Origin of the sequence: Rhodococcus sp. DT1 (assembly GCF_049844875.1) — a bacterium.
Classification (GTDB): Bacteria; Actinomycetota; Actinomycetes; order Mycobacteriales; family Mycobacteriaceae; genus Rhodococcus.
In genome coordinates, this window is the sequence record NZ_JBNCLW010000006.1 from 74,390 (window position 1) to 88,002 (window position 13,613).

Genomic DNA, 13,613 nt, shown 5'->3' on the forward strand with positions numbered 1-13,613 from the left:
ATATGAGTGCACTGACCGACGTGGAGGCAGTGATCGTCGCGGGCGGCCGCGCGACCCGGATGGGAGGCGTCGACAAACCCGCCCTGGCGGTCGGGGGGCGGCGCCTCCTCGACACCGCCCTCGCCTCCGTCACCGGGTGTGCGCGGATCACGGTGGTGGGCCCCCGGCGCGACGACCTCGACCCCGCGATCATCCAGGTCCAGGAACACCCGGCCGGCGCCGGGCCCGTCGCGGCGCTCGCCGCCGCAAGCCCTGTGGCCGACGTCGTGGTGACGCTGGCGGCGGACCTGCCCTTCGTCACCGCCGCCACCGTGGCAACACTGATCGCGGCCCTCGACGCCGATCTGTCCGCGGATGCCGCCTTTGCGGTGGACGACGAGGGCAGGACGCAGTACCTGCTCGCGGTGTGGCGAGGCCCCGCGCTCTCTGCACGCCTCGCGCATCTCGGCGAGGAGGTGGCCGACCGGCCGATGAAGGCTCTGCTCCCCGACCGGTACGCCTCGGTCACCGTGACGGGCACCGCCGACTGCGACACTCCGGCAGATCTGCACCGTGCGCGCGTCGCCCACGCCCCGGGACGCGTCGCATCCGGCCCGGACGACGCACGATCGCTGGTGCGTCAGGCCTTGCTCCCGCTGGACGCTCGGCGGATACCCGTCGCCGCGGCGGAGGGCGCGACACTCGCCGCCCCACTCGTCGCCGAAGCGGCCCTGCCTCCCCTGCCGACGTCCGCGATGGACGGCTACGCCGTTGCAGGTGACGGACCGTGGGCACTGCGGCCCGAGGTCCGCCGCGCGGGTGATCCCGTGGTGTTCACGCTCGCCGACGGCGAGGCTGCCCGCATCGCGACCGGCGCCCATCTCCCGGCCGGTGCCACCGCGGCCGTCCGCGACGAGTTCGTCCGCGTGGACAACGGTGTGGTGCACCGGCTTCCGGAGTGCCCGGTGCGTGACGACACCCGCCGACGGGGCGAAGACTGGGACCCCGGGTTCGTGCTCGCCGAAAGCGGCGAGACCGTCACCCCCGCCGTCCTGTCCGCGGCACTGAGCGGCGAGGTCGCCGAGATCGACGTCCGGGGCCCGCTCCGGGTGCACCTCGTCATCAGTGGCGACGAGATCGTGCGCCACGGTCCGCTGCTCGAGGGCCGGACCCGGGATTCTCTGGGCCCTGTGCTCCCCCGTTTCGTCCGGTGGTGTGGCGCCGAACCGGTCGGTGAGACGCTGTTGCACGACAGCCCCGGCGGGTTCGAGGCCCTCTTCGCAGGCACACAGGACGTCGACGTGCTCGTGATCGTGGGGGCTACGGGCGGCGGCGCCGCGGATCAGCTGCGCGGCGCTCTGGACCGGGCAGGTGCGCACATCGTCGTCGAACGTGTGCGGTGCAAGCCCGGCGGTTCCCAGGTCGCCGCCGTGCTGCCCGACGGCCGCGCGGTGCTGGGCCTGCCGGGAAACCCGGTTGCGGCGTTGTCGACGCTGCTGGTGATGCTTCCGGCCGTCGTCGACGGCCGTACCGGCCGCACGCCGCCGTCACGCCTGGTCGGCCCTCTGGCGAACGCGTCGGAGGTGGAGGGCGATCGCACACGCCTGTTACCCGCTCGCCAGCGTGAGGATGGACAGTGGTTGTGCGACAACGCGATCCGCACCGCCCACCTCGCCGGCCTGATCGGCCGCACCGCGATAGCGCTGGTGCCGCCCCGGTGCTCCGACGGAGATGTCGTGGAGTTGCTGCCGCTCCCCCGCTGACGCGTCCGGCGTACGGCCGTATCACCGCGCCGGGCGCACCCCCGCGCTTGCCCTCAGCGCAGGAACGGCGGCGTAGTACCGGCGGGCGACCAGATCGACCACAGGCGCCGTCACGCCGAGCGGGGCGGTGACCCCGTCGGCGCCGGCGCCGGACAGACGGGAGTGGAACAGTCCTTCGGCCAACAGATACGACGCGACGAACACCCGCCGGGCTCCTCGCTCGCGCAGCCCCTCGACCACCTGCGGCACGCGCGGTTCTCCGGTCGCGACGTAGCCGATGGACACGGTCCGGTGCGTCAGAGCCGACAGCATGTCGGCTGCCCGGTGCACGTCGTGCAGTGCCCTCGGGTCGGAGGACCCGGCCGCCGCGAGCACCACGGCATCCCCGGGACGCCACCCGGCCTCGCGCAACCGCTGGACGAGCACACGCGCCAGGACCGGGTCGGGGCCGAGAGCCGGAGTGACCAGCACTCTGCCGTGACCGCTGTCGGCGACCTCCCGTGGCACGTCGGCGTGCACGTGATATCCGGAGGCGAGGAATGCCGGCACCAGCACCACCGGCCCCGCGATCTCGCGCAGCACCTCGGACGGCGAGGGACCGAGTACGTCGACGAACGCCACCCGGGTCGCGCCGACCCGGCCGGATACCGCGTCGGCGAGGCGGGCGATCATCTCGACTCCGCGCGGGTTGCGGGTGCCGTGGGCGACGAGCAGCAGGGCGGGATCGGTCATGGCTCAGGGTCCTTCCGGATCGACCGCCAAGCGGTAGCCGCGCTTGACCACGGTTTGGACGATCGACGGCGCTCCGAGGGCCGACCGCAACCTCGCGACCGCCGTCTCCACCGCATGGGTGTCTCCGCCGCCCCCGGGGAGCGCGGCGAGCAGTTCTTCGCGGGAGACGACGCGTCCGGGCCGCGACGCGAGCGTCCGGATCAGCGCCATCCCCGCAGGGGCCAGACACCGGGTGGTGTCGTCGACCATCACGCACCGCCCGCGCATTCCGAGGACATGCCCTCCGGCTTCGATCCGCACGGCGCGGCGCGGAAGTTCCTCGGCGAGGTGCCGCGCCAGCGAGCCGAGCCGTGCACGCGAGGGCATCGTCACCGGCACCTCGAGAGCGACGAACGGCGCCGCGGTGACCGGGCCGACGCACACCGCGGCGACACCGGTGCGAAACCCTCGCAACATCAGTTCGAGCATTCCGGTGTCCTTGGCGCGCATGAGCATCGAGGCCACCGCCGGTGCACTCGTGAAGCTCACCGCGTCGAGTCCGTAATCGGCGACCTGCTCGATCATGCGGTCCAGCGTCGCGGGATCGTCGGGCGGAGTCCACCGGTAGACGGGGACCGCGACGACATCCGCACCCGCGGCCCGAAGTGCTTCGCACACATCCGTTCCCGGCTCCCACTCGGTGCGCTCACCGTGCAGCTGGACCGCGATCCGGCGGCCCCGGACACCTTCGGCGAGCAGGTGTTCGAGCACCTCGGCGGACGACTCCGACGCCGGTGACCACTCCTCGCGCAATTCCGCGGCGCGGATCGCCCCGGTGACTTTCGGTCCCCGGGCCAGGATGCGGCTGCCCGCAAGGGAGCGCGCCAGATCGTCGGAAAGCCCCCACCCGTCCGCTGCTCCCATCCAGCCGCGGAATCCGATCGCGGTCGTCGCGACCGTGATGTCCGGTGGGCCGGCGACGATGCTGCGGGTCACCCGCTCGAGTTCGGTGTCGTCCGAGAGCGGGATGATGCGGATCGCCGGTGCGTGCACCACGTCGGCGCCGCGCCGCGTGAGCAACGTCGCGAACTCGTCCGCACGTCGCGCCGCCGTGACTCCGACGGTGAAACCGCGCAGCGGCGTGTTGTCCTGGTTCACGAAAGCTCGGCGCCGGTCGCCGGACCGTCGTCGGAGCGCGCGCTGGTGAGGTGGCTGTGGACCTGCACGACACCCGCCCACACTCGCACGTCGTAGACCGGCAACCGCACCGACGGGTCGTCGAGGCAGCGACCGTCGTCGAGCGAGAACACCTGCTTGAGAAGGGGTGAGGCAAGGGTGGGTTCGCCCGCGCGGTCCCCGACGATGCCGCGGGACATCACGGCGGCGCGGCCGAACGGATCGAAGTTCCCGACCGCGCGCAGCGTGCCGTCGTCGAGCAGGAACACCGCGACCTGTTCGCCCCCGCGCAGCAGGACGGCCACTCCGCGGCCGGGAATGAGGTGGCTGAGCGGACAGGCCGACGTCCATTCCAGGCGCCCGTCGAACACGCTCTCACGCGTCGAACCCCCAGCGGTATGCGACTCGATGACGGTCATGGGATGGTCCCTCCTCGAAACTTCCGTCCTGGCATTCTGTGGCCCCGGTGTTTCACGCGCGTTACCCACCGATTCCCTCCACGTAAGCAGGCACGTCACGCGGACGCATCCCGCCCGATCTTCGGCATGCCGACCAGGACGGGTACCTTCCGCTTGCCGGAGTCGTCGAATCGGATGGTCGGGTCCGGCTGGTCCGGGGCATTGACGAAGGAGACGAAACGCGCCAGCAGTTCGGGATCCTCGAGCACTCCCGCCCATTCGTCCTTGTACCCGGCGACATGCTTTGCCATCGCGGCTTCGAGTTCGGCGGCGATGCCGAGGCTGTCGCCGCACACGACGTCCTTCAGGTGCTCGAGCCCGCCGTCGAGCGCGTCGAGCCAGGGCGCCGTGCGCTGCAACCGGTCGGCGGTGCGGATGTAGAACATCAGGAACCGGTCGATGTACCGGACCAGGGTCTCGTCGTCGAGCCCACCGGCGAGCAACTGCGCGTGCTTCGGGGACTGCCCGCCGTTACCGCACACGTAGAGGTTCCAGCCGTTTTCCGTGGCGATCACCCCGACGTCCTTGCCGCGCGCTTCGGCGCATTCGCGCGCGCAACCGGAGACGCCGAACTTGAACTTGTGCGGCGCTCGCAAACCGCGATACCGCATTTCGAGATCCACCGCCATCCCGACCGAATCCTGCACGCCGTACCGGCACCAGGTCGAGCCGACACAGCTCTTCACCGTGCGCAGCGATTTACCGTAGGCCTGCCCGGACTCCATCCCGGCGTCGACGAGCCGTTTCCAGATCGCCGGCAGTTGCTCCACCCGGGCACCGAACATGTCGATACGCTGGCCGCCGGTCATCTTGACGTACAGCCCGAAATCGCGCGCGACCTCCCCGATGACGATGAGCTGTTCGGGGGTGCACTCGCCACCGGGCATCCGCGGCACCACCGAGTAGGTACCGTTCTTCTGAATGTTGGCGAGGAAGTGGTCGTTGGTGTCCTGGAGCCCTGCCTGCTGACGATGCAGGATGTGGTCGGAGTCGGTGGACGCGAGGATCGACGCGACGACGGGCTTGCAGATGTCGCAGCCCCGGCCGGTGCCGTAGCGCGAGATCAGTGCCGAGAAGGTGCGGATCTGCGTGGCTCGCACGATCTCGAACAGCTCGGCGCGCGACTGCTCGAAGTGCTCGCACAGTGCCTTCGACATCGGCACACCGGAACTGCTGAGAAGTTGTTTGACGGTCGGGAGGCACCCGCCGCACGTGGTGCCGGCGTTGGTGCACGCTTTGACCTGCGCGATGTCGCACGCCCCGTCCGCAATCGCCCCGCAGATCGCGCCCTTGGTGACGCCGTTGCACGAACACACCTCGGCATCGTCGGGAAGCGCTCCGGCGCCGGGCTTTTCACCTGCCGGGGAGATGAGCGCCGCCGGATCGCCCGGAAGCTCGCGGCCGACGAGCGGACGCAAGGTGCCGTACGCCGACGCGTCGCCGACGAGAATTCCGCCGAGCAGCGTCTTCGCGTCGTCCGACACGACCAGCTTCGCGTAGGTTCCCTTCGCCGAGTCGGACAGCACCACCTCGAGCGCACCGGGCGTGACCCCGTGCGCGTCGCCGAAGCTGGCGACGTCCACACCGAGCAACTTGAGTTTGGTCGACAGATCCGCGCCGGGGAATTCGGCGGCGCCGCCGAGCAGTCGGTCGGCGACCACCTCTGCGGTGCTGTACCCGGGAGCCACGAGCCCGTAGCAGGTGCCCTCGACGGCCGCGCACTCTCCGATGGCATAGATCGCGTCGTCCGTGGTGCTGCGGCACCCGAGGTCGGTGAGAACACCGCCGCGCGCGCCCAGGTCGAGACCGGCGTCGCGAGCGAGCGCGTCCTGCGGGCGCACTCCGGCGGAGAACACCAGCACCGCGGCGTCGATCGTCGATCCGTCGGACAGTTCGACGACGAGACCGGAAGGCCCCTCGGTGATTCCGGCCGTGCCCACCCCGGTGTGCACCGTGAGCCCGAGCTCGGTCACGAGCCGTTCGAGGACCCGTCCGCCGCCCTCGTCGACCTGCAGCGGCATCAGACGCGGCGCGAACTCCACCACGTGCGGAGACATTCCCAGCCGGCGGAGAGCGTTCGCGGCCTCGAGCCCGAGCAGGCCGCCGCCGACCACCACACCGACCGGGGCGTCACCGTGCACGGACGCGGCGTCGGCCGCCGCCCGGATGCCGTCGAGATCGTCGAGCGTGCGGTAGACGAAACACCCCGGCAGTGCGTTGCCGGGGATCGGCGGCACGAACGGGTAGGAACCGGTCGCGAGGACGAGCGCGTCGTAGGCCAGCACGTCACCGGCATCGGTGGTCACCGTACGCGCCGCCCGATCGACCGACACGACGTGGGAAGAAACCCGAAGATCGACGAGAGGGTCTGCCGCATAGTCGTTTCCGGCGAGCGCGAGTTCTCTGCGATCCCAGGTTCCGACGTACGAGGACAATCCGACGCGATCGTAGGCGGGGTCCGGTTCCTCGCAGAGGACCGTGATCTTCCACGCGTCGTGCTCGTCGCGGGAACGCAATGCCTCCACGAAGCGGTGCCCGACCATTCCGTGTCCGACGACGACGACGTTCTTGCGGCTCATGGGAAGTCTCTCTCTGTTCGTGCAGGCGGATCGGTGTCAGACGGTGGCGTCGGACAGTCGCGTCGCCGGGGTCACCGGTGCGGTCGATGTGGGTGCGGACGACTCGACGGGTTGCTGCGGGCGGCGAAGGAAGACGACCCACGTCACCGCGATGCAGACGAGGTAGAAGATCGCGAAGACCCAGAACGCCATGGTGGCGGACTGTGCCTCGCCGCCGTACGAACCGCGGAAGACGAGGTTGATACCGACGCCGCCGAGTCCGCCGATGGCACCGGCGAATCCGATGAGGGCGCCGGACATGCTGCGCGACCACGCCGCCTTCTCGGCACGATCGGCACCGGCAAGGCCCTGGGCCTTCGCTTCGAAGATCGAGGGGATCATCTTGTACACCGAGCCGTTGCCCAAGCCGGACAACAGGAACAGTGCGATGAACCCGAGCACCATGGCCGTCAGGACGCCGCCGGACGCTGCGCCGGCGCTCGCGTCGTCGAGGGTTCCCGCCACGATCAGTACCGCGGCGGCGAGCGCCATACCGACGAATGTGTACATCGTGATGCGGCCGCCGCCGATACGGTCGGCCAGTTTCCCGCCGATCGGACGCGAGAGCGAGCCGAGCAACGGGCCGATGAAGGCGATCTGGGCGGCGTGCAGAGCAGCCTGGGCGGGTGTGTCGCCGCCGGCGAGGAAGTTGATCTGAAGCACCTGGCCGAACGCGAAACTGAAGCCGATGAAGGAACCGAACGTGCCGATGTACAGGAAGGAGATAACCCACGAGTCGCTGAACTTCAGCGCGCGGCCCATGGCGCGCAGGTCCGCTTTCTGGTCGCCGAGGTTGTCCATGAACAGGGCCGCACCGATCGCGGCCGCACCGCACAGCACCAGGTAGACGGCGCAGACGATCCACGGTTCGGTATTGCCGACGGTCGCGATGACCAGCAGGCCGATAAGCTGAATCGCCGGCACCCCGATGTTGCCGCCACCCGCGTTGAGCCCGAGTGCCCAGCCCTTGAGTCGCTGGGGGTAGAACGCGTTGATGTTCGTCATCGACGAGGCGAAGTTACCGCCGCCGACGCCGGCAAGCGCCGCGACCAGCATGAACGTGCTGTACGAGTGCCCCGGGTTCAGCATCAGATACAGCGCGCCCATGAGCGGGACGAACAGCACGAGCGCACTGAAGACGGTCCAGTTACGGCCACCGAATCGTGCGGTCGCCACGGTGTAGGGAATGCGGAGCACGGCACCGACGAGCGTGGGCACCGCGACGAGGAAGAACTTGCCCGCGGCGTCGATGCCGTAGATGTCGGTGGGCATGAACAGCACCATGACCGACCACACGGACCACACCGAGAATCCGACGTGTTCGGCGATGACCGACCAGATCAGGTTTCTCTTGGCGATCTGCTTGCCGCCGGACTCCCACGCCTCGACGTCTTCGGCGTCCCAGCTCTCGATGTAGTGCTTGCGCGCGAATCTCTCTCGGAGAGTCTCGTTCCGGACCGAATCCGCCATGCCGGCCGCCCTTCTCAGGTGTGTGATGAACCCAAGGTAGGCAACGGGTGTTGCCGCGGTGCTGCCCGCGATGACCGTCGCGTCAAGAGATGCTCACCCGGTGACGGGCGACGGTGTGAGGTGGCGGTAACCGATATCAGAGAAGGAATCGGACCAGGTCGGCGGTGTGCGCCAGCCCGGGGAACGCTTCTTCGGTGGATCGGGGGTGCAGCGCATGGACCGCGAGCCTGAACATCACGGCGCGCAACAGCATCTGCGGCCACTCCGGAAGGTCTTCCCACCGTGCGATGAGACCGTCGTCGGCGCCGCCCCACGACAACGCGTCGACGACGGTCACCGCGGCCGCCCACGACGCGGGACGCCAGTAGGGCGTGATGTCGGTGAGGCCCGGCGCGGCTCGTCCCGCGAACAAGACGGTGCCGAAGAGATCGCCGTGTACGAGTTGGTCGGGCAGGTGCACCGGCTTCCGGAACGTGGCGAGCTGCCCGATGAGGTCGAGGCTCTTGAGTCCGTCGGGGGTGACCGTCTCGGGGGCACCCGCAGCGCGCGCGGTCCGCAGCGGCACCGTTTCCCACGCCGCGCGGTCGGCCGCGACGAACACGTCGACGTCCTGCCACGGTGCCACCGGTGGCTGCATGAGGAAGCGCGGGCGCTCGAGTTGTGAGGTCGCGACGTGCAGCCGCAGCGACAGCGAGACCACCTCGTCGTGCCGGGGTTCGGAAGTTCCGACGATGTACGTGTCGGCGCGCCATCCGGACACCACGTAACGCCCGTCGGTCGAGCGGACGGGCCGGGCGAGCCGTACTCCGTCGACGGTCAGCGTCTCCCTGATCTTCGCGGACCACGCCGCGCGGGCGTGGTCGGCGACCCGGGACAGCACCACGTCTCCACACCGGAAACCGCCGTCCCAGTCGGCGCCGAGGGCGACCGGCTCGACGTCGCGAAGGCCGAACGTAGAGCACACGTGCTGCGGTGGTTCGAGTGAGCTCACGCCCACACGGTACCGGCGTACCCTGCCGGGTCCCGGGAGGCACTCCGCTGTTTTCCGGTCACAGCTCGGCGACAACGGGCCGGAGGATGCGGCAACGGCCCGGCGCCGGCGGTCAGTAGACGGGCAGGGAGGGATCGATCTGCTGCGCCCAGGCGAGTACACCGCCGCGAAGGTGGGTGGCATCGGAGAACCCCGCGCGCGTGAGCACGGCGAGCGCCTCCGCCGACCGCACGCCCGTCTTGCAGTAGAGGACGATCGGCCGGTTCTGCGGCAGTTCGGCCAGGGCCTCGCCCGACAGGATGCGGCCCTTGGGAACCAGCCGGGCACCGTCGATGCGGACGATGTCCCACTCCACCGGTTCGCGGACGTCGATCACTTCGACGTCGCGGCCCTCGTCGAGCATCCTGCGCAACTCGCCCGGCGTGATCGTCGCATCGGCGGCTGCCGCCGCGTTGTCCGGGACGACGCCGCAGAACACGTCGTAATCGATCAGTTCGGTGACCGGTACGCGGCCGGGATCCCGGCGCAACGTCACGGTGCGGAACGACATCGCGAGTGCGTCGTAGATCATCAGCCGTCCCAGCAGCGGCTCACCGATCCCGGTGATCAGCTTGATGGCCTCGGTCGCCATGATCGTGCCGACGGTGCCGGGCAGGACACCGAGGACACCGCCTTCGGCGCAGGACGGCACCATGCCCGGCGGCGGCGCCTCGGGATACAGATCGCGGTAGTTCAGGCCGCGCCCGCCGGGAGCGTTCTCCCAGAACACGGACACCTGGCCTTCGAAACGGAAGATCGATCCCCACACGTACGGCTTGCCGGCGAGCACCGCGGCGTCGTTCACGAGGTAGCGGGTCGCGAAATTGTCGGTGCCGTCCACGATCAGGTCGTACTGCTCGAACAGAGCCACCGCGTTGCCGGAATCGAGGCGGGTCGGATGCAACCGCACGTCGACGTGCTCGTTGATGGCGTTGATGCTGTCGCGGGCACTCTCGCCCTTCGCCCTGCCCACATCGGAGCGGCCGTGGATCACCTGCCGCTGCAGATTCGACATGTCGACTTCGTCGAACTCGACGATGCCCAGGGTGCCGACACCCGCCGCGGCCAGGTACAGCAACACCGGTGAACCGAGGCCGCCCGCACCGATGCACAGCACCTTCGCGTTCTTGAGCCGCTTCTGTCCGGTCACACCGACGTCCGGAACGATCAGGTGCCGGCTGTATCGGGCGACCTCGTCACGATCGAGGTCGGCAGCCGGTTCCACCAGCGGTTGCAAGGCGCTCGGATCCACCGAGGGCGTCGATACGGTCACGGATACTCCTCGGCCGGCGGGACGGTCGTGGTCCATTGTTCCACCGCTCACAGTCGCGGCGGCGTCACGCCCTCGGGTACGGCCACGGGTTGAAGCGGCACCGCAGCCCGTCGGCCGGCACCACCCCGCCGGGATCGAGCCGGGCGATGTCGTCGTTGTTCGTGCCGAAGGTCTGCTGCATCATGATCGGCGCGAGACCGTCCTGCACCCCGCACCGCTCGTGCTGAGCGAAGCCGATGGCGTGCCCGACCTCATGATTGACCAGGTACTGGCGGTAGGAGCCGAGGTCGCCCTGGAAGGCGACCGCTCCTCGAACCCAGCGCGCTTCGTTGAGCAGGACCCGCCCGAGCGACGGATTGAAGCACGACCCTTCGAGCCGGATGTCGTACCCGCATCCCTCCCGGATGGTCATCTGCGAGGTGAGCGAGATACGGAAGTCGGGGGTGCCGACGTCGATCCGGCGGAAAGCGAACTGGGGATCACCGACCCAGCTCCGAGGGTCGGCGAGCGTCTGGTCGACCAGGAGTCCGAAGGCGTCGTCACCGCCGTAGCCCGCGGTGTCGATCCCGTCCTCGACCTCGACCGTGTAGGTGAAGGTGCGTGCCGCCTCCGAGCCCACTCGTGCGGTCGTGCCGGGCAGCACTCGCCACCTCTGCGCACCCCGCTCGGTGAACGGTCCGCCGTCGGGAAGGGTGCCGGACGCGAGATCCGCCGGGAACAGCCCGTCCGCCCGCGGCGCTTCCGCGACGATCTCGCCCGCGTCCACCATGCTCTGTTCTTCGGCTGCGCCGTCGTCGCCGGTTCCTCTGAACGCATCCCACAGCACCACGACGGTCACCACGACGAGCACGGGCACCACGTACGCGCGCCATCCGTATGTTGCGACGAACTTGCCGAGCCGGCTCTGCTTCCGGACCTCTCGGACGGGCCGGGGCCTGCGCGGTTCCCGCGCCGGGTCGTCTCCACCCACAGGGTCCCACTGGGCTCGCAGCGGCTGGTACGCATCGCGCCTGGATACCCGCGACGCACCGGAAGTGCGGCGCGGTTCGGACGGGTGTCGCGGTTCGGGAGGTTGCCGGGAGCCGGACGGCGGTCGCTGTGCCGGGGAACCGGATGGCGGGGTCCGGGTGGAGTCCTCCGCGGACCCGTTCGGTCGCACTCCTCCTCGGTCGATCACGGTTGACAGAATGTCACATCCACGAGAATCCGACGGGCGGTCCCGGCAGTCCTGCGGAGCGGGCGGGGAAAAGCGGATACTGGGCGTGGGGCCGACCAGGAGAAAAGCGCGGCGGCCTGTAACCTGCAAGGACGATCGAAGCCGAAGTGGCGCTGCTCACTGTCGGCGAAAGTGCGCAGACTGGAGCAAGCATGACCGAACTGGCCGACCGGGCATCCGGCCGCGGCAACAACGGCAACAAGCGTGGTGCCCGGATGCCGAGGGACGAACGGCGTGCCCAGCTGCTCGAGGCTGCGAGTGAAGTGTTCGTCACCCGCGGTTACCACTCCGCCGGCATGGACGAGATCGCCGAGTGCGCGGGTGTGAGCAAGCCGGTGCTCTACCAGCATTTCCCCGGGAAGCTCGAGCTGTATTGCGCCGTCCTCCAGAACTATGTGGACGTCCTCATCAACGGGGTCCGGCAGGCGCTTCGGTCCACCACCGACAACCGCCAGCGCGTCCGCGCCGCCGTCCAGGCGTTCTTCGACTTCGTGGACAACGACAGCCAAGGTTTCCGGCTGGTCTTCGAATCGGACCTGATGGGTGAGCCGGAAGTGTCCCGCCGCGTGGAACAGGCCACGGAAGCGTGTGTGGACGCCGTGTTCGACCTGGTCAGTCACGATTCCGGTCTCGACCCCTACCGTGCGCGGATCCTCGCCGTCGGGCTGGTGGGCACCAGCCAGTTCACGGCGCGTTACTGGCTCGACGCCGCGCGGCCCATCCCGAAGGACGATGCCGTCGATACGACGGTCGCGCTCGCATGGGGCGGACTCAAGCACGTCCCGCTCCAGCCCGAACTACGGCTGCGCTGAGGAGGCCGTCCCGGCCGGCCGCACGTCGCGGACGCAGCCGGGAGAACAGCGATACGGCGAGAGGCCGGGGCGATGTCGCCCCGGCCTCTCGCCGTATCGGTCCCGTGGTCAGATGGCTGCGAAGCCGACCTTCCCGATGGTGGAGGGGCCGATCTCCACGTACGCGATCTTCGCCGCCTGCACCAGAACCTTGCGGCCCTTCTCGTCGATGAGAGCGAGCACGCCGCTGCCGTTGCCGCTCAGTGCGTCGGTCACAAGCTTTTCCACCTCGTCGTGCGTCTGGTCGCTGACGAGGACGAGTTCACGCGGGCTGTCCGCAACGCCGATCTTGACCTCCACTGGGGACCTCCGAAATCTCAGGCTGTACTGCTTGTCACCGCCAGGCTAATGCAGTCCGAGCACTGCCATCCGCTTGGTGTGCTCGACCTGCATCCGGTCGAACAGGGCGGCAATGCCGGCGAGGTCGCCCGAGGTGAGAATCACCAGTTCGGCAAGCTCCTCGTTCTGGGCGAGCACGTACTGGGCCTGCGTGATCGCTTCGCCCAGCAACCGGCGCCCCCACAACATCAGGCGGTCCTTCTGGAGTGGGCTTCGTTCCACGACTTCACGGACTTCGCGCACCACGAACTCGGAGTGCCCGGTCGCGGCGAGCACGTCGCGCACCACCGCGGCGACCTCCGGGGCGAGCCGGTCGGCGATCTCACAGTAGAAGTCGGCGGCGATCCCGTCCCCCACGTACGCCTTGACGAGGGATTCGAGCCACGTCGACGGGGTGGTGGACGCGTGATAGGCGTCGAGAGCCTGCCGGTACGGCTCCATCGCGGCATAGATCTCCACACCGCGGTCGGCGAGCGCCGCGTGCAGCGTCTCGAAGTGACTCATCTCCGCCGCTGCCATGCTCGCAAGGGCCACACGCCCCCGCACCGACGGGGAGAACTTGGCATCGTCCGCGAGACGGTAGAACGCGGCGATCTCGCCGTAGGCGATCACCGCGAACAACTCGGCGACGCCGGGATGGTCGGCGGGGACGAGGGTCGGGCTGGATGATGCTGTGGACGGCGACGATTCGGCTCCCATGACGACAAAGCGTAGTACTACCTCGGCGAA

The 13,613-nt window shown here is 69.3% G+C and carries 12 protein-coding genes; 2 read left to right on the forward strand and 10 right to left on the reverse strand.

The genetic code is table 11. The features are described from left to right. Positions 1-2: 2 nt before the first annotated feature. Positions 3-1,742: an NTP transferase domain-containing protein gene (locus tag ACLQ3J_RS16310; protein WP_169651703.1), complete on the forward strand. Its 1,740-nt coding sequence runs from the start codon at positions 3-5 to the stop codon at positions 1,740-1,742. Positions 1,743-1,763: 21 nt separating this feature from the next. Here the strand turns inward: ACLQ3J_RS16310 and ACLQ3J_RS16315 are convergent, their stop codons facing one another. The 8 genes from ACLQ3J_RS16315 to ACLQ3J_RS16350 form a co-directional block, all read right to left on the reverse strand. Beyond that, on the reverse strand, positions 1,764-2,474 hold the full coding sequence (locus tag ACLQ3J_RS16315; RefSeq protein ID WP_425903906.1) for a sirohydrochlorin chelatase: 711 nt from the start codon (positions 2,472-2,474) through the stop codon (positions 1,764-1,766). Between the two features lie 3 nt (positions 2,475-2,477). Then, on the reverse strand, positions 2,478-3,611 hold the full coding sequence (locus tag ACLQ3J_RS16320) for a uroporphyrinogen-III synthase (protein ID WP_169619742.1): 1,134 nt from the start codon (positions 3,609-3,611) through the stop codon (positions 2,478-2,480). Beyond that, positions 3,608-4,048 (reverse strand): nitrite reductase small subunit NirD, encoded by a 441-nt coding sequence (gene nirD, locus ACLQ3J_RS16325; RefSeq protein WP_169619743.1) that lies wholly within the window; start codon positions 4,046-4,048, stop codon positions 3,608-3,610. Before nirD ends, ACLQ3J_RS16320 begins: the two co-directional genes overlap by 4 nt. 95 nt (positions 4,049-4,143) lie before the next feature. Next, positions 4,144-6,666, reverse strand: coding sequence for a nitrite reductase large subunit NirB (gene nirB, locus ACLQ3J_RS16330; RefSeq protein ID WP_425903907.1), 2,523 nt, complete (start codon positions 6,664-6,666; stop codon positions 4,144-4,146). A gap of 36 nt (positions 6,667-6,702) precedes the next feature. Continuing rightward, a complete protein-coding gene (locus ACLQ3J_RS16335) occupies positions 6,703-8,175 on the reverse strand; it encodes an MFS transporter (protein ID WP_169651700.1) in 1,473 nt (490 codons plus the stop codon). Between the two features lie 136 nt (positions 8,176-8,311). Then, entirely contained in the window at positions 8,312-9,166 is an 855-nt protein-coding gene (locus tag ACLQ3J_RS16340; RefSeq protein ID WP_169619746.1) for a TIGR02569 family protein, read from the reverse strand. Between the two features lie 112 nt (positions 9,167-9,278). After that, a complete protein-coding gene (gene moeZ, locus ACLQ3J_RS16345; protein WP_425903908.1) occupies positions 9,279-10,478 on the reverse strand; it encodes an adenylyltransferase/sulfurtransferase MoeZ in 1,200 nt (399 codons plus the stop codon). A gap of 64 nt (positions 10,479-10,542) precedes the next feature. Continuing rightward, on the reverse strand, positions 10,543-11,469 hold the full coding sequence (locus ACLQ3J_RS16350; RefSeq protein WP_240951980.1) for a DUF3152 domain-containing protein: 927 nt from the start codon (positions 11,467-11,469) through the stop codon (positions 10,543-10,545). A gap of 377 nt (positions 11,470-11,846) precedes the next feature. Here ACLQ3J_RS16350 and ACLQ3J_RS16355 point away from each other — a divergent pair, with 377 nt between their 5' ends. After that, entirely contained in the window at positions 11,847-12,506 is a 660-nt protein-coding gene (locus tag ACLQ3J_RS16355; RefSeq protein WP_169619748.1) for a TetR/AcrR family transcriptional regulator, read from the forward strand. Positions 12,507-12,614: 108 nt separating this feature from the next. On the opposite strand, the gene ACLQ3J_RS16360 is transcribed toward ACLQ3J_RS16355, so the two are convergent. Further along, the gene (locus ACLQ3J_RS16360; protein WP_169619749.1) at positions 12,615-12,845 is read right to left on the reverse strand and encodes a DUF3107 domain-containing protein; all 231 of its coding nucleotides are present in this window, start codon (positions 12,843-12,845) and stop codon (positions 12,615-12,617) included. Positions 12,846-12,890: 45 nt separating this feature from the next. After that, positions 12,891-13,583, reverse strand: a complete 693-nt coding sequence (locus ACLQ3J_RS16365; RefSeq protein WP_169651697.1) for a ferritin-like fold-containing protein — start codon at positions 13,581-13,583, stop codon at positions 12,891-12,893. Positions 13,584-13,613 lie beyond the last annotated feature (30 nt).

Bases quoted from the DNA above. Each gene is read 5' to 3' on its own strand.
- ACLQ3J_RS16315 (WP_425903906.1), bottom strand. From the start codon at position 2,474: ATGACCGATCCCGCCCTGCTGCTCGTCGCCCACGGCACCCGCAACCCG.
- nirB (WP_425903907.1), bottom strand. From the start codon at position 6,666: ATGAGCCGCAAGAACGTCGTCGTCGTCGGACACGGAATGGTCGGGCAC.
- ACLQ3J_RS16365 (WP_169651697.1), bottom strand. From the start codon at position 13,583: ATGGGAGCCGAATCGTCGCCGTCCACAGCATCATCCAGCCCGACCCTC.
- ACLQ3J_RS16355 (WP_169619748.1), top strand. From the start codon at position 11,847: ATGACCGAACTGGCCGACCGGGCATCCGGCCGCGGCAACAACGGCAAC.
- ACLQ3J_RS16310 (WP_169651703.1), top strand. From the start codon at position 3: ATGAGTGCACTGACCGACGTGGAGGCAGTGATCGTCGCGGGCGGCCGC.
- ACLQ3J_RS16335 (WP_169651700.1), bottom strand. From the start codon at position 8,175: ATGGCGGATTCGGTCCGGAACGAGACTCTCCGAGAGAGATTCGCGCGC.
- nirD (WP_169619743.1), bottom strand. From the start codon at position 4,048: ATGACCGTCATCGAGTCGCATACCGCTGGGGGTTCGACGCGTGAGAGC.